We start from the raw sequence: 24,405 nt of genomic DNA, 5'->3' as shown, positions 1-24,405 counted from the left end.
AATGTGGAGCGGATGCCGGACTAAGGCTGTTTTCGTAGACCGCGAAGGAGCCCGACGGGCGATTTCGGAGCCAACGTCTTCCGATGTTCTCACAGCCGTCATCAAGCTGTCCGGTATCATCGTTCCCCAAATGGCCGCAGTTAGGCCTGAAGACGCGGCTGCGCGCCAGGCGCGTGGAGATCTCGCGCCTGGGGCCGGCAATTCGGTCAGTGCACTGTCAATCGGCCCTTTAATTGCGGGTTGTTGTCAAGCTACCATTCTTTCTCTCCAGTGACACGCCGCAGCGATTGCTCCGTCGGAGCTGGTCGGTGTCATTCAGGGCCAGGATGGCGTTGGTCGGCTCGCGGCGCAAATTGCCCTCATACTTGGAAGAGGGCCCGACGGCTGTTAGCAGCTTGGGATCGGTTGTCGTCGCCCCGATTGCGCTGCGGATCTAGCGCATCTATTTGCGGACGGCATCGAGGAAGGCCAGACTGGCATTCTCCATCAGATGCCAACGATCTGCGACCTGTACCGCGTGCGGCACGGCCTTCGCCGCGGCTTCGCCATATCCTCCGCCACGATCACGGGCGACGATCGCGATGGTGGGATGAGCAGCGAGCCAGGCTGGGGTGGTCGCGGGCTGACTACCCTGCACTTTTCCAGATTGCGGATGATGCTGGGTGTCGGTGATTGCGACGCCAAGCCCAATCATCAATGCCGATAACCCTGAGAGGTCAGCTGGCCGACGGCTACGGTGTCGGAACACGCGCGGGAGCGTATCCTCACTCACCGGCAGCATCCGCCGTTTTGGGGGGCCTGCCGCCGGTCGTCGGCCGAGCGCCAGACCAAAGTGATGGACGATCGCGTCCAGCCTCGCGGTCCTTCGCGCCGATGGAGCCAGTACCCATTCAGCAAAGCGCTCAGTGAAGACCTGGCGCCCACATAGGACGGCGTTGCAGCGGAAGCGGCAGACGTCGCGAGCGCGACCGCCACGACGACCGGTTCTCCCAGCATTACCGACGGATGCACGCCAGCTCTACTTCTGATTGTCTCCCGCAGACTACGAAAGGACGGGCAGGATTCTAAACTAAGCTCGGCCGCCGCCGGCCCGGTTGTTACCCCAGAAGCGCTATCAAGCTCTAATTTGTTGGAGGCCGTCGCGGACAGGATCAAACGGGACGCCACCAGCACGCGCCATTCATCCGGCCGCTATGCAGATACTTATCTCCGAACATCGGAGCAGATCATCAAAGCGCTTCCTTCCGGCATATACGAAAAGGCGCTTCGGCGGGGAGCGCGCTTTCAGTGCGCTCCCGCTTCTCTATGCCCTTCGCGCCCGGCAAGGCGAGACACGATTTTGCTTTCGTGGCCTTCCGATTGAGCTTCTCAGTCGTCGCGTCCTCCGCGAAAAGTGAGCGCCCGCTCTAAGTACCAAGAAGGGTCATCGCCGGACGAATCTGTCTCGACAAACTGTTCGCTTTCGTCGCTACTTCCTTCAAGGGGATCCTCGCTCTCAGCTTGGAGATACAGTTGAGGCCTGTCGGCCCGCTGCCATTCACCGTTGCCATTCAGGGTCCACTTATCGCGATGACATTTGGGATCAAGCACAAACTCGTTTCCACCCACGTCAACAAAGCCCATCTGCTCCAGACGGGGCTTCAGCTCATCGTTAGCAGGACGCGACATGATCAACGGCTTCTTGCCGTCGAGCCGAAGTTGATGTTCGAGCAGAACATCGCCGGCATTCTCAACGAGGGGATGTGTTACTCGCAGAGCCACAACCGATGAGATGTTTTTTCGCTCGGGAAAGTGTTCTTCCTGCCAGTCTCTCCCTTTGATGCGGAATCCTGGATCCATTCTTAGGAGCCCGACACTCTTGTCGCCCAACCGGTAGCTGAAGTACGGCGAACCCGGCCTGTCTTCTGCGCTCGCGCCGACTCTAGCGAGCATTGCGCTGCGCTCGGCTTTTGAGGACACGAAATCCGAGTACTCTTGGGGATTTTCGGCTATGTGCTTGACATCATCGCCGTAGAAATTTCTCAGTTCTTGCTCGTACGTACCCCTGTCCATCTCAACGATAGGAGGGTTAGAGGTAAGAGAATAGGGCCGTGTCGTCGACGACGAAGCAGGCGCCGCCTCTGCGACAGCTCCCGCGAACGTCGGGTCATCTGCTAGCTGTCCCGATTCATAGGCTTCGCTGGCAGTTGTAGATTCGTTGGATGATCCGGTGATTCTGCTATACATGCGATCCGCTCTCATATCGACATAGCTGCGCCATAACTAATTTGGGTCTCCTCGAGATCCGGTAGCAGCTTAAGCGGGTCAGTTGACAACAAGCTGACGTAGAGAAATGTGCAAGAGCGCAGCCCCGATCTCGATCTGATCCAGGCTGGGCACATGGAGCGGTTATTTGGCCAGCGCAGCCGTCGATCTGGACGATATGCCCGTGATACCAACGTCACGCGAGCGCACCGAGCCCTTGCGCTGCTGCTATGGCTCGAGAAGAGCACGCAGACGAAATCCGGATGCCGATTGCCAAGCGGTACGGGCGCGACGTTCATCTTCGGAACCGGGGCGAGACGTCGCTGACGTCAGTTAATCCGGCCGGCCTGAAAAGTCGGCGGCGCGCAAGTTCAGTTCGAGGTTCGGAAGTTGGAGCACAATCACGGGCTGCCAGCTGCAGCCGATCGCGCCTTCGCACGAGCGCGTGCGGCGGTTTCTCTCCGTGCTAGGGGATAATCATCCAGTGCAAACTTGGAAGACATTTGCTCTCGGACCGAGCGCTGCAACCTTGATCGAGCGGCAATGTCGCCCGGGGCGGGAGGCTGGCCAAAGTGCAATATGTTAGGTCCCGCAATTGCTGATGCAGAATATCATCCCTCGCAATGCAACAACTTCGTCGCACTCGCGACGAAGTCGCAATTTCGACAATGATCCTCGCGCTGGCGTTAGCTGTCCGATCTCTTAAGCGCTTGCCCTATGCGGAGCTGGTACGACATTTCCTGGACGCTTTAGTCCGTCCGCTCCGCGAGAAGTGCATGTACAATTTTCGCTCTATCAAGCAAGGATCCGATCCGACGCAAATCAACATGCAGCGCGTGACAAGCCACTGTGATTGTCGCGTTCGGCCAAGGACCTTGCAGGCGAGACGAGGCCTAAAGTGGCACTGGACTCCCTCCGAGATAGGTTCAGTCAAACCACGCAGCACCGGCCTGCCTAAGTCGGCGGCGTGAGGCGCGAAAATGGACTTCTTCAGCTTCATCGAATGTGCAAAGCAAACGCGATCTCTGAAGGCGTTGTTCGATCCGCCTGTGATCTGTTCAAGCGAAAAGGGCTTCAGTCAAGTCGCTGACGGGGCACTGACGTACGCGGAGCCGCCTCGGCTGCCAGAGTATCTGCCAGCCTCGGTGACCGTGAACTCTCCTTCCGATTGGTGCCAGCGCTATTCTGAATTCAGGTACAATGCCATCGATGCCGTGGTTCGGCGGACGACAATGCTATTGGCACCGTTTCCGTGGGCTCAACTTCGCCTACCAGTATCACTAGATCCGAGTCGAGCGATTCCGTACCCTGAGTCCGAAAAGTCGGCCACTTCAGGACATCTTGTTGGCCAATGAAAAATGCAGCCCGCTGCGCCACTTTCTGCTTGGGCTAGCGAATGGCTCCGCAAGCGCGAGCCCACGGTCGGCCGGCTCGTCGCCGAGCGCCCCGCTTCGTCGGAACGCTGGAGCAAATCGCGGACGAACGCCTGCGCTGGCGAGAGACGGGCATCGGCGGCATCAGTTTGATCAACTGGACGATCCTCGGCTCCTACAAGGAGTTAACGGAGTACCTCCTGCCGTCCTGCGGCAGCGCCCATTCGCGAAGGCTGCCGACCTAAGTCGAATATTTGATCATTCGCGCAAGCGACCAAGCCGCGTCTTGACGTGGCTGCGATGCGCGCTCCTCTATGCTGAGGGCGCCAAGGCGGCGCGCAGCCGATTGCAACCGACATCCCCGAGGAAGTCACACCAAGACCACCGCAGCTGAAATCGCCGACGAGATCGCCAAGGCGTACAATCTGCCAAAGGCGCAAGCAAGGCCATCGTGGGCGGTATCTTCAACGCCGATGCAGCGGGGAGCGATGCTGAAACCAATGTGCCGGGCTTCGGCAAGTTCAAGGTGAAACACACCCCGGAGCGCGAAGGCCGCAACCCGTCGACTGGCGCGACGATCAAGATCGCGGCGGCGAAGAAGCTGACATTCGCCCCGGCCAACGCCCTCAAGGATGCGCTGAACGGCTAAAGGGAGGGGCGCGAGGCCAGGGCTCTTGTTGGTAGGCTTCACCGAACCGTCAGCTCCCAGATGATCCGGATGTGCCCTCCATGAATCGATGGTCGGGAAATATGCATATTTCTAACGCGCAGCTTACTGTCATCAATCAAGTTCACAACGCGCCCAATATCTCCCTGATCAGAAAAGACGACGTACATTCGGCCATTCGCATTGAGCCAGACACGTGCTCCCCCTAGAGCCGAGGCCATGACTCTATGATCTTCGTCAAAGCAAGAGCGCTCCAGGTCGTCCTTTGCTTTTCGATTCCAATACGGGGCAGCAAAAAGAATAAGGTCGAATCTTTCGTTAGGCTGCAGCGCAGAATAGATGTCACTGTGGCGCGCTTCTGCGCGCTCGGAATAACCTAACTGATCGATGTTTAGCTTTGTGGTGAGAACGGCTTGCGGATTAATATCGAGAGCCACTAGGCGTTCTGCTCCAGCCCGGAGTGCTGCCAGCCCCAACACACCTGATCCGCATCCCAGATCTAGCACTGTTGCTCCAGCTTCGATGTGCCACTTCGATATCAAGACATCGGGAGCGTGACTTAGGCGTGGTGACAGCACGCCAGGGAGAATGTGCAAGAGCATACCGCACACTTCCACATCGTGCGGATGTTCGCATGACCGCAGATCAGCGATCATTGCGTCCACATCGGTCGTTTGGCGCCGCGCCGATATGGCTAGGGGGGTGGTCATTCAACTCTCCAATTTTGTAGCGGGCTCGGCAGCTGCCGCACGCTCGGTGCTCTATACAGGGCGTGAAGTCTATGGGAATGGGAGCATGGTATGTCTTTGCGTGTCTGAATGCCATCGTCCTTCATAAGCTATCGTTGCCTCTCAATAGCAATGTCCGTGCCATCAGCATTCAAACGCGCTCGGCTGCTGAGTTTCCTCAAAGAGCGGCTGCCGGCAAGCCCAGAGCTGTTCTGCCGCCCAGCGTGTCGGCACCTCTGTCAGAAACCGAACACGAATAAGCGGATTTGGTACACGGTCGCGACTATCCTCGCGGCAGTCGAGCAGAAAGCAGAAATTGCGAGCTGCACTGAAATTCACGTTGCTATGAAAGCTGGCCAGGAATACGCAAGCGTGCGCTCATTCGCGGTTCTGATGCCGCCGAAATGGCCATCTAATTGATTGAAGTAGCGAGCGATACGTCGCCCCCGTACCGACCTCCGACCAATCGAAAAGTCGCCGACTATACCGATCGTCGCGACCATAGCCAAGTGATCACCGCGACCGAGATCTGAAGGTCTACGATCGCGATCATCAGCGCAACAGCACATCAGGCATTGCAGTCCAACTCTTCAGTTGAAGACACTCTCTTGTTATCCGGCACCTTCTTTGGCGGCACGACTTGAAGGTGGAGCGGCTTGGAGAAGGCACCGGCCGGCCATCATTCATTCTCCGCTTCCGCTCGGTCACGTCAGGTTTTGGAAAGCTAACATTGAGTAACGAAGAGAATGAAGGAGTTATGCCAGCAGACTGGCCATGGACCGATTCAACACGATCAACCCAGCCGATAGGGCGGCCGCTGCGTCCGATCGACGAAGCGGCCGCGGTATCGACCCACGATCTCGCCGACAATTTCTACGCGCTGGGCGTTCTGCCGAACAAGGTCGACGTTCTATCGTTCCTGCTTGGAGCACAATTCGACGCAGCAAAGAAGGCCGTCGCCGCTCGGTGCATAAGCAGCGATGCTCCATTCCACGTATCTGCAACCGCTCTTCTTGGAAGACGACGCCGTCGTTGTCGTCTTGCGACATCGAACGCCGTTGAGGGCAGAAGTCTTCCGGCAGGTCACCGATTGCGCTAGAGCTGTCACCGGCACGGAATACTGCAAGAATGAGGCGATGGCCGTCGTCGCGCGCACGATGCGGCGTACAGGAAGCCGTCAGCAATTTTGTTCGCGGCTCGCCGGCCAGGTCTACGCTTCGCCGGGATTAGCCAGCTTCCGGATCCTGACTACTGCAGCCCCGAGGACCTTCGACCGAGCGGATACCTCGTCGAGATCCCGACGTGGAGTTGCCCGCTTCCAAGCAGGAGGTAGCCTTCTGGGAAGCCAGAGCGAATACCCTGATGCCGATGTCTGAGGCGACGAATGTGGTTCTTAGAGCCGCCCGCCGGCGTCGAACAGCATTCATCGGTTATTTGCTGGCCCATCCCAATGAGGATCGTCACCTCCGTCGGGCCTGCGAAAAAACGCAATATTTGACGGTTTGGCAGCTCGAACTCACCAAAAGTGGTTGGCAATATGATCTGGACCTGAGGCGGGCGGCGATCGAGCGCGTCGCTGAAGCAAACAGCCTGCCACAAGACGCGCGCATGTCTGCGGTCGCGGCGTTCCGCGAGTGGCTCTTACAGAAGCCGCGGCTCGAGGAGGCCAGGAGGCTCGGCGAATATCCCGTCTTCATTGTCGCGGCTCAAGGAGGAGGTATCTATGCTGCGAATAAATGCGGCGCGGTTTCTTGCGAGAATGCAGGATCTCTGTCCGGCATTTCAACAGCATCTGTTTGCGATAAGCGCTGTCTCCGGAGGCAGCGTCGGTTCCGCCATCTTCGCCGCCGCGCTCCACGCCGAGAATGCGTCCGTCAGTGGTCAGGACGGCTGTCGTCCCAGTCGCGGTTGAACCACCCGAGGCAGTATCCCGCGTTGCACGGTGCTGTCCCGGGGCCGGTGGATGATAGACTTGATCCGGCGGCCGACGGCCAACCGCATCCACGAGCCGTCGCCGACGATGCCTGCCGACGTGGCGGCCGGGCGTCTCGACGATGTGGACGTTTGGCAATGATCGCGTCGAGATCGATGTCGGACGGCGAGCCATCGCTCGATCCGAACGGCCGCCACTAGCCACGGCGTGCTGATGGAGGGCAAGAACATGAGTGGCATAGTCGATGTGAAGTGCACTCGGGCCGAGACCGGAGGCGAGACCCTTGCGGATCGAGGTGATCGTGACCAGCCGCGGCGAGGACCGTGCATCCCGAGCGCGTTCGCTACTCGCTGCTGAAATCCCGGCCTCAGTCAGCATGTCGCGCATCGTCAGCATGGTGCGCGGGTCGTTGCCGAACGTCGGGAGCTTCGCGCATCCGTGCCTGATGTTGCCCTTGGCCGTGATCATGGAGTACATGGCCCGCGCATCCTCCAGTACAAGAGGAACTTCGGTCCGGCTTGGTCCGAGACTTCCTCGGACTCACTAGAACCTCCTGGTTGACTTGCCGCGCTTCGTGTCGTGAATTCGCATCAGAGTCTCGTACTGCGGCTCGTTCAGGTAGCCCTTCGCTTCGTAGTACTCGGACAGCGACACGAGAAACATGACAGTGCTCAGGTCGTGTTTGCGCTTGATCAGTTCCTTGAGATAGGTTCCGATGTTGTCGTCGTATATCTTCTTGGGCTCGGTCTTCGGCCTCCGCGGATCGGCCCTGCCGGACTGCCTCGTCCCCCGCTTGCTCGGCGGAGTTCGGTAGTCGGTCGAGGCGGGAGAGCCGTAGGACTTGGGCGCCGGAGTCGCGAAGCCGGACACGACGTCCTCCCACGCCTTGCCTGCAGAGCGTATCAGCTTGTTCGCCATGCGCATGGCGGCGATGGCCTCGCCGTCGTGGTTGGATTCCGTGAGCCTCAGAAACTTGAGCAGGCGCTCGCGGTCTATTATCATCCCCTCGTCTCCTCTTCGATCGCAATCGCGAGCCACTTCTTGATCTGCGCTAGGTTCTTGTGACCGACACCCGGAAGAAGCGCATGTTCCGGTCGGACATCGCCGCTACCGTCTCAGAATTGGTTAGCTCGATCGTGAGATGGCGCATGATGGCGTGACCACCGCGCATCTGCCACAGCCTTATGAGCGCCGGACTGAAGAAGTACAGAAGCACTCCAGTCGGCGCGCCCACAATCGGAATCGACAATTGCAGAGGCCCGGAGCGGTCAGTGACCAGACGACAGGTGGCGCGAAATGCGCGCGGTGATCGGGGAGGCGCTGGCGTCAACGCACAGAAGATAGCGAGTATCTTCATCTGATGCCGGATGTTTGTGAGTTTGCAACTGAGTCTCCATTTCGAATGAGCCAGGCAGTACGCGTCGGCCTGCCGCATCTGGTCGACCTCGTTGCCGGCCGTCCATCGTTGAAGAGGGAAATCGCCGAAGCTCCCCTCCTCGAGCCGGTCCGGCAGGGCTCTGGCTACGGTCTCAAGTTTGAGTTCGCGTCCGCGAGTCATCGCCAGCGCGGCCTTGGATTTCGGCTGAGGCAAATCCAGTCGACGCCGGCCTGCACCGGCAGCCTGCCGTTCGTCTCGATCAAGGTGAGGAACCCGAACTTCTCAAGCGCTTGCACGAGATGGTTGCCGGCCCGCAACAATGGTTCTCCTCCCTTAGCACGCAAAGACCATAGCCTTTGCCGCCCGTCCATTCGGATGCGGTCGCGTCGGCGAGGCTCCCTTGTGCCGGCGTCTTTCGTTCCGTCGACGCCGATCAGCCCCCAGAGAATCGACGCCGATCCTGCTGGCGTCCGGACCAGCGATCGTAGCCGCCGCGCGTACAAATCCGAGAAATCACGAGCAAGAACGAGCCTCTGGGCTCGTTCATTGCGTGTGCCATGCAGACGATGGAGCGTCCACTACAAGATCCGGTAGATGCCAGAACCAACTTAGGCCTTGGGGTCCCGCCCTCCCCCGCCGATCATCACGGAGGAAACAGAAGCGGACGCAAACTGCGAGAAGCCAACAAGGGGCAGAGCGGCACAATATGACCGGCATAACCGAGATGGCCACGTCAGGTACAGCTCAATCGGGTCCTCACTATTCTGCTAAGGCACCTAGACGGTTACGATAACGGAGGCGTATTCCTACGGAAAATCTACCTGGCAAAAAAAAATCAGCTTGTGGAACGTCAACCGAGCAATCACGGCGATCGACCGGCGCAGACGAACTTACCCGCGGCCGTGCAAGATCGGATCCGGAGAGCGTCGCACTGAGTACGCGATTCAGCGAATTTGGAAACGCTCGCGACACGTTCATCCATGAATGACCCGGGTACGGAATTCGCCATCGACAACGAGCGCAATGTGATGCCCAAGAAAAAACAGCACGTCGAGTTATCAGACCCGAATCTTTCGGCGTTATCCTGCGGCTCGCTATTCCATCTGCTGTTGGATGCGCTACAGCAGCTCGTCAGCGCGACCTTTGTTGGCGCAACTTGGCTCGCAGGCGATCGCAGCTGTCAGCATGACCTTGCCGATCGTGGTCCTGTTCGCGGCAGCCGCACAGGGGATCGGGGTTGGATTACCGTCGTTCATATCTCGTCATCTGGGCGCTGTGAGTACTTAGAGGCGAGTCGAGGCGGAAGTACCGCGCTCGCGCTCACTGCCCCGATCGGTATCATAGCTACCGGCGCTCTGCTTCCAAATCTGCCAGGGATATTCGCAGCGCTCGCAGCAACTCCAACAACATACCCGTGGCGCTGACTACGCGGGAACGCTTTTGCTTGGGTACACCTCTCATGACGATGGACCAAAAAGGGGCGGCGCTTCCGCGCAGGCCTGCATCGGCTACGTCTTCGTCTTGGCGCCGAACGGCGGAACGATCGCCCGCGTCAAGTCCTGCGCAGGGGCGACCTTCAACGACGCATTGCTAATCACGGAATGCTCTACCGATCACTGTTGAGGGGTGCTCGATGACAAAAATGCAGTCCTTTCGGGATCCTGAATAAGGCGCCAAGCCGCCTGTTTCGCGCGTTCAAGGCTGAACTCTCGTCCGGGGCCACCTGATTCAGAAAGTAGCTTTTCAACCGCTTCTGCGATTGCGTCCTCATCTCCTGGCGCGCCTCTGCGCGAAGCCGTGCCCGTGGGCGGGCCTTGCGCTTCAGCGCCAACACGAACACCCGTCACGTCAATCCCTTTTTTGAGAAAATCCGTCGTCAAAGGGATACAGAGAACTCAACTGAGCGCAACTATCAAGCTCGGTAGCGAATAGGGCCTCCGCACCGAGGTGAGGCAAGTGCAAGATGCTGCCGTTCTCAGAATGGACCGCGGCTTGACCGGCTGCGAACTCATGATGGACCTTCTTCGATTCGAAAATGAATGAACCAGACGGCACATTCGCGCGTGCGCAAGTCGACCATGCCGATCAAACATTCGTAAGAGTGGTTGCCGATCGTCACTCACGAGCGACTTCATTCAGTAGACCGTGCACCATGATCATCGCCGCGCCATAGGGCGCATCAGCCCCTAGGGAGATTCCCGACGGTCACGTGCGTCACTCGACAAAGTTGCGCGAAGAGGTATCATGCGCGTGCGCCCGACACGTTTGTCAGAGCAACATCGCGAAATATTGTTCACGCTCATGCACTATCTTAAGCTTACCTCGAAGAAACGAAAGATAACGACAAGCGCAGCTTGTTTGGACCTTCGCTCCTCGTTTAAAGGGTCGTCACGGAACGGGAGTGGTTGCGATGGAGTATGGGCAGGCCGAATTGGTCGGAGGTAAACCTGTAACCTTCGGACGGCGTAAGGTGCGGCCGCGAGCGTGCGTGGCCGTCGGCAAGCGGCATCTGCGCGCATTTCTACGGGATGTGCTGGAGGATATGGGGTTTATTATCAGCGAATGCGGGACTGCCGACGAGCTGCCGCACGTACTCTGCACGGAGCTCCCTGATCTGATCCTGCTCGGCATTGGCTCGGATAGCAGCGAGCCTGGACGATTGCTCGAGATACTCGTACGCGAAAAATTTGCAGGCAGAGTGCTGGCATTCGGCGCCCGCGAATCGATTATCATGACGGCAGTGCAGCAGGTCGGGGACGAATATGGACTTGCTATGCTGCCGCCGCTGAGGACGCCGTTTGCAGCCGAGACGCTGCGCGATCGGGTCGCCATGCTCTTGCCCAGAGAGCCGGCGCCCCGTCCCGCGGTCCATGTCGGAGAAGCCTTACACGCTGGATGGCTTGAGCTCTGGTATGAGCCGAAGTTTGACGCGTGTACCCTCAGCCGCCGCGGCGCCGAGGCGCTTGTGCGAATGCGGCACCCGACCTGGGGCGTTGTTCCACCAGCTTATTTCATCCCAGAGCCTCACGATCCGCATTTTAGGGAGTTGTCGGAGTTCGTGATCGACCGCGCAATCAAGGATTGGCGGTATCTTCTGGAGCAGAGAACTTCAATCGATCTCTCCATCAATCTACCGGCAGCATTCCTGATGGACCCGCAGGCGGTACGCGATCTGTGTCAGCGCATGCCGTCGCACCCCGCTTTCGGCGGCTTGACGATTGAAATCGAGAGCGAGGAAGCCATCCGCAATCTAGATCTCCTGATCGAGGTCGCGCGTGAGGTTCGCTTTTACAACATTGGCCTTGCAATCGACAATGTCGGCGCCAATTGGCCGCAGCTGATGGGGGTGGAGAGATTCCCGTTCATGAAATTGAAAGTGGACCGGCAGTACGTCTCGGGTTGCGGAAATGGGCCCCTGAAGCGAACGGTGTGCCGCCAGATCGTCGATCTAGCCAAAGAATACAGTGCGCGCACCGTCGCCGAAGGTGTGGAGAGCCATGCCGACCTGATCGCAGTGACCGAACTCGGCTTCGACCTTGCGCAGGGCCATCTGTTCGGAAAGGCCATGCCGTTGAAGCAATTTGCGCAGTCATCTTTCAGCACTCCTCCACTTCTTCCAAACTAGATGCGTGAGGAGTGGCTGAGCACAGTCAAGCAAAGCGTAGCAGCGCGCGCCCCACACCGCATGCTTACTCGGCGCCAGGCATGAGGCTGAGTGTAATTATCGGTCAGTTTGCAAGGCCAGTGTCGCTCCTCCCGGGCGACTTCATTTCCCACCGAAGCTTATTGTAGCACAAATCCGATTTCGCAAAGCTCCAGCGAGTCAATCCGCGGAGTTAAAGTTGCAGCCATGAGCGAGGCTTGCACAAACCTTCAGTCAGGGCGTGTGACCGGAGGTTTGCCGAGATCCGGCCCAGACGTGCGTCGGCTCGCGGCTTTTAGTCGCGCCGGCCGGTTTCGGAATCATCGAGCGTCGCGTGGCCCGCGCTGCCGTGCCGTACGAACCGACGGAAGCGCGCGACGGTCGAGTCGCGACTTGCTCTCGGAGTACTGCCGAAGGCTCTCATAGCTTGAATTGAAGCGGCTTGTTGCTGTAGCAGATGCAACATGGTCTCAGCCCCCGGACAGCAAAATTGCGCAAATTGCCTGCCATTGAGCCTGTCTGTGTCTGGCACGGCATTTGAAGGGATCGCCAATAGCATCGCTCGCCTAAGGAGTCGCAAGGCATGGCTTACAAGATCGTCGCTTCGCAATGCACCGTTTGTGGTGCATGTGAGTTCGAGTGTCCCAACGCGGCAATCAGCCTCAAGCGCGACATTTACGTTATCGATGCCAAAAAGTGTACGGAGTGCGAGGGCCATTCCGACACGCCGCAATGCGCGGAAGTCTGTCCGGTGCCTGACACCTGTGTCCCGTCTAAGACAGCATAAGCAGCCCGCGTAAGGCTTCATCGATGTCGTGAACGAACTGGTCGAAGTCGAGCTCGAAGGGGCTCTGTCGGAGGACGCCTCAAATTTATCTCGAATAAGGACAAGGCCGCTTCGATGCTCCAGTGGCCGCGTTGGGGCTTGTCGTCCCTGACTGACGAGGCGAGGCGAGGTGGATGGGCGTTAATATCTCAAGATCGCTTGCAGAATGTCTAGAACTGCGTCACTTCGGAGCCGAAGACGCGACGAGATCGTTCCGGAGATCCTGAGAGGCACGAGAAGCTCGACCTACGCTTGCCCGTCGTCACAGTGCACGAGTGCATGGAGTGTAGGGTCATAGCCCGATCCCGCCGCCCGCGCTCTGGTTGCCTACTCCAGTTTCGTAACTCAGAATGCATCCTGAGGTCAGGAGCTGTTCCTGCATATCGCCCGCGTCCAGGCTCCACTTGCCAAGCGGCGGCGGACGCATCGAAGGCGCGCGCCAAAGTCGCTCAGCAAGTGAATACCTGCCGCAACGAGGAGATCATCTTGACCAACGGCACGGAGGCGATCGAGCTCATGGCTCGTCGCGGGGCCAGCCGAATACCAAGCTGTCCGACCTGATCATCCCTGCGATTCTAGAGTAATCCGGCATTGGCAATTCCTAAGGGGCCTCATGGCAGTGTGATCAAACGGACGCCGGCCGAGGATGATCGCAACTTCCTGACGGGCGGGTTCGAGAAGCTGCTGACGGAGAACCAGGCCCGTCGCGGTCACACAGATATCGAAAGCGGGCCGGGCTCGTTCCGGCCGCGGAGCTCATCCGGTTGCCCGAACGGGCTATCGAAGGCGAACGCATTCAGAGGCGGAGCCTCCAAGCAGCTTATGTGTTGGCGCCGCGGCGAGTTTCTGATCGGCAGCTCTGGATCAATCCCGACTGCGGGCTGAAAACTCGAAAGTGGCAGGATGTGTGTCTCGCGTTCGTCGATATAGTGGCCGCACGCGAGTTGCGGGCTGCGCCACGATGGTGCCGACCGTTTTGCCACGCTTTTGTGAATGAGATGTATCCGCTTTGGGGGCTTGCGATGTCCTTGCGAGCTTCCCAAAGGTCCAGAGACGGGAATGCCGGCCGGCGCTAGCCGAGGCGGTCGCATAACAGCCGGCGACAAGCTCGATTCTCGATCCGACGGCCGATGGCCTGCCGGCGATGCCGATCGAAGTCATTAACGGTCGATGCTAACCACAGCTCGTCTTTTCATTTATCCATCGCGTGGATGCGTCCGATCACAACAATCGATTTTACCTCCCTTACGCAATGTCATAGGAGATTGGCGCCTTGGCACGATATTCGGGAAGATAATCGAGCGTTGCTGGTGTTTTGGGGATGCCAAATGCTGCTGCGCGACCGCCAGCGGCCGCTTGAGTGTCAGGGCGGTGCCCAAGCCGCGTGCGCGAAGGATCCCAGTTCGATCAAGCATTGCCTTGCCAACCGGACGCGGGCGAGTGGTGGGCAAGTCCTGAAGTGTCCCACAGGAGCGGAAGACAAGCGGCTCCAGATTTTGTGCGGAGGCGATATCCGCTTCTCGTTGTTTAACGGCGAATGCCCTTGCCGTAAATCGATCGGCGGTAGTCCTCCTACCGACGAAAGCTGGTGCGATGCGTAAAGCAGCGTCGCTCCTGCGTGACCTTCGCCCGGCCTCCCGAGTAGGCCGGGCGCTTTTTTATAGGCGTGGCTATGAGTGACGGCACGGGATCATTCATTTTGACGTCATTGCGTGACCCCGGGTACGTGCGTGGCATCTGCTACACCAAGCATGAGGCCGGTGCTGTTAATCCTATCTGTCTATGGCAGGCTTTGGCCTCGTGTTCGTAGGCATGGGTAGACACTCGATCCAGGTACGCGCCCGGTCAGCGAATGCAGAAACGCAACGATCTCTTCCTTATCGCTAAGCTTGGCGCCGAGCTGGATTTCACTCATCAGGGCAACAGCTTGCTTCACGCTCCAAACTTGGCCCGAATGGAAGTAAGGGGCTCGCAACGCGACGTTCCGCAAGGGCGCCGCGCGGAAAACATATTCGTCACCGACTGCCTTGGCGGTTGGCGAAGTATGCACCGGATCCTCTGAAAGCGAGGCTACATCGAACGTACGATTTCGAGATGCCCGATCCACGGCGATCGGGTTTCCAAGCGGAAAACGCCCTTCGTCAGCTACTCGTCAGCCAGCCTGTCTATCCAGAAGGCCGCGCATTCTCGACTTGATTGGAGATGGAATATGACGGGCATTGGCCGACCTGGCAAATCGCACGTTGGGCCTGCAGACGCCGACAGCACATGGGCGTCGAGCAGGTCGAGGCCGGAGCCCGGTCCCGCCCCCGGACAAGGCAGGCAGTCTTTCGACTCCGTCGTGGAGCGGATGCGCTCCGGGCCTCAAGATAGAACGGCGTCGCTCATGGGCCTGCCACCAGGTTCGGCTGCGGCAGTCCCGATGTCCTCAAGTGGCGACCGAATCAAAGCAGCGAAACAAAAAATGCGCAGCCTGCTTGCGGACTTCGATGCTTCTCAAAATGCGGCCATGCAAGCCCGGAACCCGTCGGAGGCGCAAGACCTGATTGATCAAGTCGTAAAGGCGGGCTCGGAGGTTCTGGACTATTACGTGAGCCTGCCCCCGGACATGGCGCGCAGGGTTCTTTCCGACGATCAGGCTCGCCGAGTCCGCGACGAGACTATCGGTGCGGGGAACGAATGCGACGCCGTGGCCTTCCCGATTGGCAAGGACCTGGAGGAGGGCAGGGAGAGAGCAGCAGCACTGTTCGCGACGTTGCGGCCGGCCCAGCGGAGCCGATCGGTATCCACCGTGGCGGAGCGCTACCAGGCCTGTATGGATTGGTGGGGAAAGAAGGTATTGCGCGCGGAACGGATGCAGTCCGTTTGTGCGGCCACTGCCAACTTGCCAGGCACCACGCCCGAGATGCGGGAGGCCGAAGAGGCGGCACTACGCCTGCACACCGGCCGGGCACTTTATATGAAGTGCATGTATCTGAACTCGCGGATCGCTCTTGCGGAACTCTTGATCAAGTCGCAGGCGAGCACGTTCGAACCGGCCGTGAGTGATGCCCTCATGGGTGAGAACGGGCAGGTGCGTCTGCTCGGGACCTTTATCCGGGATGTTTTTCCGGCATTCATCTCGACGTCCCAGGCCGTTCTATCCAACAACGGAGCGGCGCTCGACGCACCGCACCGCACTGTTCTGGAAGGGGTCATGGAACGGCTTTCGGAATTTGCCTCAGGGATGCACGGCATCGTTGCCAGGCTACGGGATGCCGGAATGGGGCCCGACCTTCCATTCGAACTGTGGGGCCAGATTGTGGAAGGTGCATGGGACACCGCGCACGAAGTCACGCGACTATTGGCATTGCAGCCAAAGATACCAGCCACGATTGAACCGCCGGCCCGGGCTGGGACACCCGAAAATATCGGCGTAGTGGCTGACGGCCGGGCTGCGCGCAGGAAGGGGAAAGGCAAGCGCGCACCAGTCGCAGGCGAGGGGAGTTCAACGGCCCGCCTGCCCGAGTCGCAGCTCCCCAGACCGGACGCTGCCACGGCCCCGACAGGTAAGGTTATCGTACTCTCGGATCTTGGTACCAAGAAACTCGCGAGCGCGGAGGAGGAGGCACGCGCGAGGGCGTCATCATCGGCGACCGAGCACCTCGAGATGTGGCAGGCTCCGCCGTCCAGGAAAGCACTGACGGGATTGCTCAATCGATTGGATGAACTGCTGCGGTTCGATCTGCCGGCTCAGCAAAGCGCCGTCTCGCAAGCGCGCCAGATGAAGCCCGAGGACGCCGACCACATCGTGGATCTCGTCCTTAAGCGCCTGCAGACGCAGGCCGCCGAGATTGAGGCCTGTGTAGCCGCGCTGGAGGAGCCCCGCAGGCGGGGCCTACTCACGCCTGCGCAAGTGACCGAAGTGCACGGAAAAATACACTGGCTTAAGGCGATGTTGTCCCAGGTTCAGGGACAGGCAAACTCATTAAATGCGCGAAAGGCGACGATCACGATCGATTGCATGAAAACTTACGCGTTTCCATCGCAGAAGTACATTGAACAGTTGCGGGCGGCCGAGGAACTGGCGTCTGTGGATCCACCGCGCGCCTTGAAGGGCGAGCCAGGGACGCTGTTCGAGATCAAGCTGCAGCCCAACGCGCTGCGCAGTGGTGCGATGCCAAGCCCGATGTGGGTGCACATCCATACCAAGCGGCCGGTAAATGCCTGGCAGTTGGCAACGCTGGGCGACGCCGACTTCACCGCTTGCCACGTGAAGTCGAATGAACAGCGCGGCTACAATCGGCACTGGCAAAGCGCTCAAGCCGCGACCGGGCACGAGAACGTCGTGATCCACCGCGGCAAGCTCACGCCTGCGTTCTGTAAGTCGTTGTTGACCGTCGCCCCGTGGTACCCCCTTGTCGACGCGGAGCACGCGTCGATACAGTTCGCGCGCCTCGGGATGTAGTTACCTGAGTGTCTCGCGCCAGAGCGTTGCTGTGGTGACACCGTCAAGCAGGCCGCTATCACGGAGAGAAAATCCTCGATGAGCTCGAAGCCGGCGCGGGCTCACTCGAACAGATCGACAACGGGTCCGACTGAAATTCGGTCGGGAGCGTCGTGACCCCGACTTCCTTTGGCTTGAAAAACAGCATTGCGGCGCTTGTCGCCGCGCTAGCGATGGCCGGGTCCGATAGCCTAGGACCCCGCTATGCTTCAGATCGAATGAAGCAGTTTTGCGCATTTGTGTTCGAGATCCCATCGCCGATCGCTTCGGTAAGTGTCTGCGGCGCCTTGCTTAGCGCCCCACAACGATAGAGCTTCCCGGCCTGGAGCGCCAGAATGCGGTGTAAAGGCGAAACGCGTCCGGGCCAGCCGCACCGGCCTCTCGTGCTGGGGTGGACGGCCCTTTCCGCGACTCTGGGTGGCAAGATGGGTGTCGTCGCTGACCTCAAACGAAGGAGCTGGCGTGGAACAACTGTTCGCATCGGTTTGGATACGTCAAAGAGTGTATTCAGTGCATGGCGTTGACAGGACGGAGCAGCCGAGGTTGAGGATGCGGAAGGCACCGTCAAGTTAACGAATTGGAGCGGCCGAGGGGGTAGACGAGCGGCATGCCGACCGCCCGGGACCCTCTTTATCGCCCCTCATCGCTTCCCACCGGAAGTGATCCGCTATGCCGTTTGGTTGCATTTCCGGTTTCCTTAAGCTTGCGCGTGGTCGAAGAAATGCTGGCCGTATCCTTGCGACGCTTGACCACCAGGGGCATGCCAGGACGGCGCTGACCAACCACTTCAACAAGAGGAACGAAGCGTTCTGCGCGGTGAGCGTCACCTTCCGCAACCCGGCCGGTGCGCCGTGGGACATCCAGTTCCACACGGCCGAGACCTTCGAGCTGAAGGAGCGCTATCACGATGTTTACAAGCGCGCTCAAGACATACACCTGCACGGAGCATCGCTTGAGCTGCGACGCGAGGTCACGCGCGAGGCTTGGCTGGCCTTCCTCGCCATCTCGATACCGCCTGGATGTGACGAGATCGATGATTGGCAGGAGCACAGCTACGCACACGGCGCCGGACGATGGTTCCATGTTTCGGTGGCCAGCACAGCCTCCGCCTTGCGGGGATTTCTGCGCTACGCGGCAAGCGGAGAATTTGCACGGACCGCTTAGTCAGCCTCGATTTGCCGACCGCGGCTCTATTGTCAGGAGTCACTACCGTATGCCCCAGATTAGTGCGACGTGCAGCGCATGTTGGTCGACGCCGAGACTGACAACCCCCGGGACATCCGTGATCGTGCGATCCTGCTGTTGCTCGCGGTCTACGGGATGCGCAGCGGCGAAGTGGCGGCATTGCGCCTTGATCAGATTGACTGGGCCGCTAGGATGTTACGGCTTTTCCGCCTGAAGCGCCGCCAGCCGCAGATTTACCCGCTGGTCTCCTCTGCGGCTGAGGCGCTCGCCCGTTACATCGACACCGTGCGGCCGCCGTCATCGTGTCCGGAAGTGTTCCTGCGCATGCAAGCGCCCCGCCAGCCGTTGAAGGCAGGGAGCATTTATGACGTCGCTAACCGCAGATTTGTTGCGCTTGGAATCGAGGGTGCCCATTGCGGTGGCCATGCGTTGCGCCACGCCTGCGCTTCTCGACTTCTTGCCGAAGGTCTTGCGATAAAGGAGATCGGGGACCATTTGGGACATCGCAGCGCGGCGTCAACCAGCATCTACGCCAAGAACATGCAGGCGCTTCGCGAAGTTGGAGCGTTCGACGTGGGAGGCCTCCTGATGCTGACCCATGTTGTCGACGCCTATCTGGCCAAGCAGCGGTCTTGGGGGCGCGTTTCGAGTCCGCGGGAGGTTCTGCTCCGCAGGTTCTGCCGAGCGATGGGCAATCGAGAGATCGGCGAAGTCACCCCAGAGGCGGTAGCCGATCCAAGGCAAAGGATCGCTCAGTGCTACCTGAATGCTGCGATACAGGGTCTCGAGCGGCCTTTACAGATTCGCCGTCAGCCGCGGGTACGCAACGTTCTCTCCATTGCCGACAGCGCTGCCGAAGCTGCCGCCGCAACAAACGCCCTATGTTTATTCCACAGAAGAACTACACGTCCTGCTGGACGCGACCTCGATCCTGAAGGTTGGGCATCGCCCTCACGTGCCAGCCATGTACCGTACGCTCCTCTTGCTGCTGTATGGAAGCGGCATGCGCATTGGCGAGGCGCTTCGTTTGGTCACTGCCGTTTGCCAGCAAGCAGGGAAGCTGCGCCATTGATCGCATGACCGTGGAAGAGCTGACGCCGGAAGTCGTCCGCAAGTTCCTGGACCACCTGGAGCGCGATCGCCGGTGCAGCGAGGTGACCCCCAACCAGCGGCTGGCGACTATCCATTCACTGGCGCGCTTCATCGGCACGCGTTCGCCGCTCCATTTGGCCTGGTGTTCCGAGATACGGGCAGTGCCGTTCAAGAAGACGGCCAAGACCGCGATCGGATACCTCGAAAGGCCGAGATGGACGCGGTGCTAAACCAACCCGACAGACGCACGAGTCTCGGCGCGCGCGACCATGCCCTGCTGCTTTTCCTATACAACAGCGGCGCTCGCGCCGATGAGGCAGCAAAATTACGGTCGGCAATCTCCAACTGGGGGCGTCCCCGTCGGCGCGACTTCACGGCAAGGGAAACAAGGTCAGAATCTGTCCATTGTGGTCAACGACGGCAACCTCGTTGACTCGTCTTGCGGCCGGCCGGAACAAAAGTGAAGCGGTCTTTCTCGGGCGGACGAACCAGCCTTTGACGCGCTTCGGAATACACCGTCTCGTGACGCAATATGCCGCTATGACGGGCGAAACGGTGCCAACGTTGGCGACGAAGCGCGTGCGCCCACATACGGTTCGGCATACAACGGCCGTGCACCTGCTGCGCGCCGGCGTCGACATCAACACGATCCGTGCTTGGCTGGGCCACGTGTCATTAGACACCACGCACATCTATGCTGAAGTCGACCTGGAGATGAAAGCAGAGCCGTTAGCCAGGGTCGATATCAGCAGCCTGAGGCCTCGGCAGCCCTCTCTCCCATCATTGATGGCATTCCTAAAGGCCCTGTAGGCCGAAAGGTCACACTCTTATGTTGCGGAGCGAGCCGGGGAGGTTGGCGAAATCTTTGGCTCACTCCAGCAGCGGCAACATAAATCTGGCCGCAACATAACGGCTGTAGCCGTAACCGTCGGGATGATGGCCGCGGTATTCCTCCCACAGCCGGGCGAACAAACAACGTCGGATGTTTTGGCTTGATGAATACATGCAGTGTTACAGATGCGACAAGCGCCGGTCCCGGCTACGCATCATCGCACAGAGAGTTTTGTGATGAGATCGAATTGCCAGCTTGCGGGCCGAACGCGAGAACGGCGGTAATAAGGTCTACGCAGGTTTGGCGAGACACTGGGCCGAGGCGCCAGGCGCTGCGCATCGCTCGCGATTTCGCCGAGCCCTGCCGACTGAAGCCTCTCCGACTCATATCCGAGCCGCTCCGGGGGCGCCGCCGCCGCGGAATGCCCCTCCTTTGTAACGGACCAGCCCCAAGCCTGAACATGGCTTGCCTTCCACCTGAGGTTCGCTGGCATGACAATTGCCGTTCTCAAATCCGAAAGGCGCGGTTACCCAGAGCTTGACGGTGCGACGGTCCGATTAGTCGGATACTCCCATTCGACACCAGCTTAAGTCGCCGGCCTGACACCGGATCAGGCCGGGTGTTGGTTGGAATAAGATAAACCATTTCGGCCCACTGACGGGCGAGTGGCAGCTTTTAAGATCCTGCGCCCTGATGGCAAAAGCCGCTGAACTTCTGCAGAAGCAACCGTCACTTCGTGCCCTTGCGTTGAACGACTGCGATACAAGAGGACATGCTGGGAGGAGATTGTGACAGATGGCCAGGTCGTGACATGTCATCGGCGTCTTCCGCGGAACGAGGTGATTGACCAGCTGTCCATGGCTGGTTCAGGTTAAATATGGTAAGCGTGATGGCTTCGATTGACGATCGCTTGAATGAGATCAGATACGTGCGGAATGACATTTGGCGCTGTCGCAGAAGGCTTCAATGTGAGCTGAGTGATCTCGAGCGTAAGATCCTCGAAGAGCGTCTGCTTGAGCGGCAGTCTGCCTTCGAACGGCTCCTGGCGACCACGTTTCCTTTTACATTGACACTGTGAAGAAAATTTCGGGACCTGTGCCGCGGGGCATTGGCGCGGAAATGGCATCCGCCCGCAGAACGCCTTCGTCCGCGTCAGGAACGTAGCGCTCCGGCGCCGCGGGCCGTCGCGCCCCTCATGGCCGCCGCCGAGCTGAAAGGGGCGGTCCATAGCCTTGGTTCACCGACGTGCTGGCCCGCTGCGCGCCGTGAACGCGGATAATGGAATCGTTCGGGCACCCATCCAGGGGCCGTCGCCGGGGATTCCGATAGCCTCGTTTCTGCGACACCGCCTTCACCGTGAGTAGCTTTCATCCGACAGAGCGATCGAAGAAGCTTGAATCGGCCGTAGCGTCAGATTGTACAGAGCAGGCGAACGATATTCCAGACCAGGTGCAGCCGAATGATAAGACCCGTTCTCGCTTTTGTATTATGTTCCGCTCTCGAGTTGTTCGGGCCAAGCACGGGCGCGGTTGCGGACACAAGGCGGTACGCGTGCACGATCACTGCCGCCGATCGAAAGCCGGTCGGAGTTCGGAATGAGCGGGTCATTCTCTCAGCGTTCAATATGGCTGCCGGATCGCGGGTGGTCTCTTGAGCGACGCGGGCATCACAGCAGTGTCGATCAGCGAGTGGGCTGCTGACAAAGGGTCATACTTGGCTTCCCTGGAATTTCACCGCGCGCTGGAGGGAGTTGCAATTGGACAACTCTCCGAGGCGACCGGCTTCTCTATCATGGAAGGCGAGCAAGGCATTGCGGTTGCAACTTCCGGCACGACAGTATTCAAGTTCGCATCTGGCTCATTGGCAGCTCTTTCAGGGAAGACCCTTAAATTCACGACCAAACCCACTGGCCCACGTAGCTTCGAATTGGAGTTCACAGATTGGCCAGAATCTCTTCTATAGAAGTGGACTCGTGTCTTACGCTGATTTCCGCAGGCGCTCCGACGCACGAATTACCGTCCATACTCTTAGCCGCATACAATACGTGCTCCCCGGCCTGCGCTGTCCTCCAAGGCGAGCACACCCTCAACAAGTTAAGCTAAAACTCCGAAGGCACTCGAGCGCTGTAGAGCTTTCAAATAAACCCTCACCCGAGCCGATCAGCAGCTCTTTAAGGCGCTGATCAGCATCAGGGACGAACTGGTCTCGCAGAAGGGGAAGCTATCGACAAGGAAACAGACAGAGCCCGATGATGAGCACGAAGAAGAAGAAGCTGCCGGCCCACAGCCGGGGCTCCAGCAACATTTTGCCGATCTCGGCCTGGCGAACGCGCAGGAGCACTAACTCAAGGCAGCACTTGTCGTACAACTGAAGCGGTTGATGGCGGAGCGGGAGATCACTCAGACCGAAGCCGCGAGGCTGGTGGGCGTGAAGCAGCCCAACCTGCCCAGGATGCTTCGGGGGCAGTTCAGGCTGGTTTCTTTGGTAAAGCTGCTGCGTATGCTGACGGCGTTCTAGTCTTATTGAGTCAGAAAAGTGTCTGATTCAAAAGGTCGCGGGCGATGTCCTGTGAGAATCAGTTAGCGGTTGAGATTCAGGCATCGGCAACGGGGGCTGATATGGATCTCCGGACATCAGGCGGCAGTGAATCGCGATTTTCGGCTTTTGTCGAGGGACTTGTGAGCGTGATCGGACATGCGGACCGGGCCCGGCCGTTGTTTGATTATTGCATCGGCTTAATCATGCCGGGGAGCGTAAAAGCGTTGAGCCGATGGCAGCGGTTTGACAGCACCTGATCGGACGGCGGCGCAGCATCAGTCGCTGCTGCACTTCGTCGGCCAATCGCCTTGGTCTGACGAGGGTGTTTTGGCCGAAGTGGGCGAGATGGTACTGCCGGCGATGGAGCGCCATGGACCGATCGAAGCGTGGATCATCGATGACACCGGTTTTCCCAAGAAGGGAGCGCCTTCGGTCGGTGTGGCGCGTCAATATTGCGGGCAGCTCGGCAAGCAAGATAACTGCCAAGTCGCGGTGTCCCTGTCGCTTGCCAATCACCACGCCAGTCTGCCGGCGATGTATCGTCTCTATCTGCCGCAAGTTGGGCAGCAGATAAGAAACGTCGGCGCAAAGCGGGCGTGCCCAAGGAGATCAGCTTTAAGACCAAGAGATCGCACTTGAGCAGATCGAAGCGGCCTGCAGAGCCGGGCTTGTTCGCGGCGCGGTGCTGATGGATACCGGATATGGCTGAAACACGGACCCGCGCACCAGCATCAGCGCGTTGGGGTTGACCTATGTGGCCGGTATCTTGCCAAACAGCACGGTGTGGACATCCGACACGGCGCCGCTGCCGCCAAAAAAATGGTCGGGCAAAGGGCGACCACCAAAGCAAGCTGCTGCGCCGCGACCACAAGCATCAACGAATTTCGGTCAAGTAGCTTGCTCTTCGCCTTCCTAAGGGGGTCTGGCGCACGATCAAGTGGCGAGAGGGTGCGGCCGAGCGGCTATCGCCGCGCTTCGGGCGCGCGCGTTTGCGTCGCGCATCGAGATTACCAGCTCACCGGAAGCCGACCGGAAGAATGGCTTTTGATCGAATGGCCAGAAGGTGAGGACGAGCCGACCAAATACTGGCTTTCAACGTTTGCCGGAAAAGATCACTTTCGGAAAGCTAGTCGATCTAACCAAGCTGCGATGGCGCATCGAGCGCGATTATCAGGATCTCAAACAAGAGGCGGACATTTCGAAGGGCGAGGTTGGCGTGGCTTCCACCACCACGCTACGATGTGCATCGCGGCCTACGGATTCCTGGTCTCCGAGAGGGAGACGATTTCCCCCCTCGGGATCTCGTTCCGCTAGGCCGTTCAAGAAACTTGCGGTTTCCAACGGTTACCGCCCCTGAGGCTCCGCCACTGCGACCCGAACGTCACATCCCGAACTCGATTGCGACGATGCGGCGAAGAATGATCGTTGCCATCGCCCGGAACCTCTCACGCTGTCCCTGTTGCATTCGGCAATCGAAGCG

At 59.3% G+C, this 24,405-nt stretch carries 20 protein-coding genes and 3 pseudogenes; 17 read left to right on the top strand and 6 right to left on the bottom strand.

Features of this window, described 5'->3' with window-relative positions; all coding sequences use genetic code 11:
- Nucleotides 1–442 precede the first annotated feature (442 nt).
- A complete protein-coding gene (locus QSV46_RS41500; protein WP_409997235.1) occupies nt 443–694 on the bottom strand; it encodes a hypothetical protein in 252 nt (83 codons plus the stop codon).
- A gap of 674 nt (nt 695–1,368) precedes the next feature.
- The gene (locus tag QSV46_RS32515; protein ID WP_314961083.1) at nt 1,369–2,226 is read right to left on the bottom strand and encodes a host specificity protein; all 858 of its coding nucleotides are present in this window, start codon (nt 2,224–2,226) and stop codon (nt 1,369–1,371) included.
- Nucleotides 2,227–3,224: 998 nt separating this feature from the next.
- Here QSV46_RS32515 and QSV46_RS32510 point away from each other — a divergent pair.
- Together QSV46_RS32510 and QSV46_RS32505 are read left to right on the top strand one after the other, a co-directional pair.
- Nucleotides 3,225–3,599: an autoinducer binding domain-containing protein gene (locus QSV46_RS32510; RefSeq protein WP_314961081.1), complete on the top strand. Its 375-nt coding sequence runs from the start codon at nt 3,225–3,227 to the stop codon at nt 3,597–3,599.
- 332 nt (nt 3,600–3,931) lie between these two features.
- Nucleotides 3,932–4,266, top strand: a pseudogene (locus QSV46_RS32505) (HU family DNA-binding protein).
- A gap of 38 nt (nt 4,267–4,304) precedes the next feature.
- Here QSV46_RS32505 and QSV46_RS32500 read toward each other — a convergent pair.
- On the bottom strand, nt 4,305–4,994 hold the full coding sequence (locus tag QSV46_RS32500; protein WP_314961080.1) for a methyltransferase: 690 nt from the start codon (nt 4,992–4,994) through the stop codon (nt 4,305–4,307).
- A gap of 658 nt (nt 4,995–5,652) precedes the next feature.
- On the opposite strand from QSV46_RS32500, the gene QSV46_RS32495 reads away from it, so the two are divergent.
- Nucleotides 5,653–6,111, top strand: coding sequence for a hypothetical protein (locus QSV46_RS32495; protein WP_314961078.1), 459 nt, complete (start codon nt 5,653–5,655; stop codon nt 6,109–6,111).
- 594 nt (nt 6,112–6,705) lie between these two features.
- On the opposite strand, the gene QSV46_RS32490 is transcribed toward QSV46_RS32495, so the two are convergent.
- From QSV46_RS32490 to QSV46_RS32480, 3 genes are all read right to left on the bottom strand, one after another.
- Entirely contained in the window at nt 6,706–7,422 is a 717-nt protein-coding gene (locus QSV46_RS32490) for a hypothetical protein (protein WP_314961076.1), read from the bottom strand.
- 66 nt (nt 7,423–7,488) lie between these two features.
- Complete coding sequence (locus tag QSV46_RS32485) at nt 7,489–7,947, bottom strand: hypothetical protein (RefSeq protein WP_314961075.1); 459 nt, start codon at nt 7,945–7,947, stop codon at nt 7,489–7,491.
- Nucleotides 7,948–7,996: 49 nt separating this feature from the next.
- On the bottom strand, nt 7,997–8,536 hold the full coding sequence (locus QSV46_RS32480) for a hypothetical protein (RefSeq protein WP_314961073.1): 540 nt from the start codon (nt 8,534–8,536) through the stop codon (nt 7,997–7,999).
- Between the two features lie 900 nt (nt 8,537–9,436).
- Between QSV46_RS32480 and QSV46_RS32475 the strand changes: the two genes are divergently transcribed.
- From QSV46_RS32475 to QSV46_RS32405, 14 genes and pseudogenes are all read left to right on the top strand, one after another.
- A complete protein-coding gene (locus QSV46_RS32475; protein ID WP_314961072.1) occupies nt 9,437–9,610 on the top strand; it encodes an MATE family efflux transporter in 174 nt (57 codons plus the stop codon).
- Between the two features lie 1,123 nt (nt 9,611–10,733).
- Nucleotides 10,734–11,948, top strand: coding sequence for an EAL domain-containing response regulator (locus QSV46_RS32470; protein ID WP_314961071.1), 1,215 nt, complete (start codon nt 10,734–10,736; stop codon nt 11,946–11,948).
- A gap of 601 nt (nt 11,949–12,549) precedes the next feature.
- Nucleotides 12,550–12,753, top strand: coding sequence for a 4Fe-4S dicluster domain-containing protein (locus QSV46_RS32465; protein WP_283018080.1), 204 nt, complete (start codon nt 12,550–12,552; stop codon nt 12,751–12,753).
- A gap of 863 nt (nt 12,754–13,616) precedes the next feature.
- Nucleotides 13,617–13,868 carry a hypothetical protein gene (locus tag QSV46_RS41495; RefSeq protein WP_409997238.1) on the top strand — a complete coding sequence of 84 codons (252 nt, stop codon included), beginning with the start codon at nt 13,617–13,619 and terminating at the stop codon, nt 13,866–13,868.
- A 252-nt stretch (nt 13,869–14,120) separates the two neighbouring features.
- A complete protein-coding gene (locus QSV46_RS32455; protein ID WP_314961069.1) occupies nt 14,121–14,393 on the top strand; it encodes a hypothetical protein in 273 nt (90 codons plus the stop codon).
- Between the two features lie 608 nt (nt 14,394–15,001).
- Nucleotides 15,002–17,239 (top strand): hypothetical protein, encoded by a 2,238-nt coding sequence (locus QSV46_RS32445; RefSeq protein ID WP_314961067.1) that lies wholly within the window; start codon nt 15,002–15,004, stop codon nt 17,237–17,239.
- A gap of 646 nt (nt 17,240–17,885) precedes the next feature.
- A pseudogene (locus QSV46_RS32440) lies at nt 17,886–18,008 on the top strand (IS6 family transposase); the annotation flags it as partial.
- A gap of 86 nt (nt 18,009–18,094) precedes the next feature.
- Entirely contained in the window at nt 18,095–18,442 is a 348-nt protein-coding gene (locus tag QSV46_RS32435; RefSeq protein ID WP_314961066.1) for a hypothetical protein, read from the top strand.
- A gap of 78 nt (nt 18,443–18,520) precedes the next feature.
- Entirely contained in the window at nt 18,521–19,543 is a 1,023-nt protein-coding gene (locus QSV46_RS32430; protein WP_314961065.1) for a tyrosine-type recombinase/integrase, read from the top strand.
- Complete coding sequence (locus tag QSV46_RS32425) at nt 19,540–19,785, top strand: hypothetical protein (RefSeq protein ID WP_314961064.1); 246 nt, start codon at nt 19,540–19,542, stop codon at nt 19,783–19,785. Before QSV46_RS32430 ends, QSV46_RS32425 begins: the two co-directional genes overlap by 4 nt.
- 175 nt (nt 19,786–19,960) lie before the next feature.
- Entirely contained in the window at nt 19,961–20,365 is a 405-nt protein-coding gene (locus QSV46_RS32420) for a tyrosine-type recombinase/integrase (protein WP_409997234.1), read from the top strand.
- Nucleotides 20,366–22,037: 1,672 nt separating this feature from the next.
- Entirely contained in the window at nt 22,038–22,349 is a 312-nt protein-coding gene (locus tag QSV46_RS32415; protein ID WP_314961061.1) for a hypothetical protein, read from the top strand.
- Between the two features lie 417 nt (nt 22,350–22,766).
- Entirely contained in the window at nt 22,767–22,904 is a 138-nt protein-coding gene (locus QSV46_RS32410; RefSeq protein WP_314961060.1) for an XRE family transcriptional regulator, read from the top strand.
- Between the two features lie 101 nt (nt 22,905–23,005).
- Nucleotides 23,006–24,224: pseudogene (locus QSV46_RS32405) on the top strand (IS701 family transposase); the annotation flags it as partial.
- Between the last annotated feature and the right edge of the window lie 181 nt (nt 24,225–24,405).

The sequence above is a fragment of the Bradyrhizobium cosmicum genome (assembly GCF_032290525.1).
Classification (GTDB): domain Bacteria; phylum Pseudomonadota; class Alphaproteobacteria; order Rhizobiales; family Xanthobacteraceae; genus Bradyrhizobium; species Bradyrhizobium cosmicum_A.
Note: the sequence above shows the minus strand (reverse complement) of the source record. Positions and strands in the feature narration are given on the sequence as shown.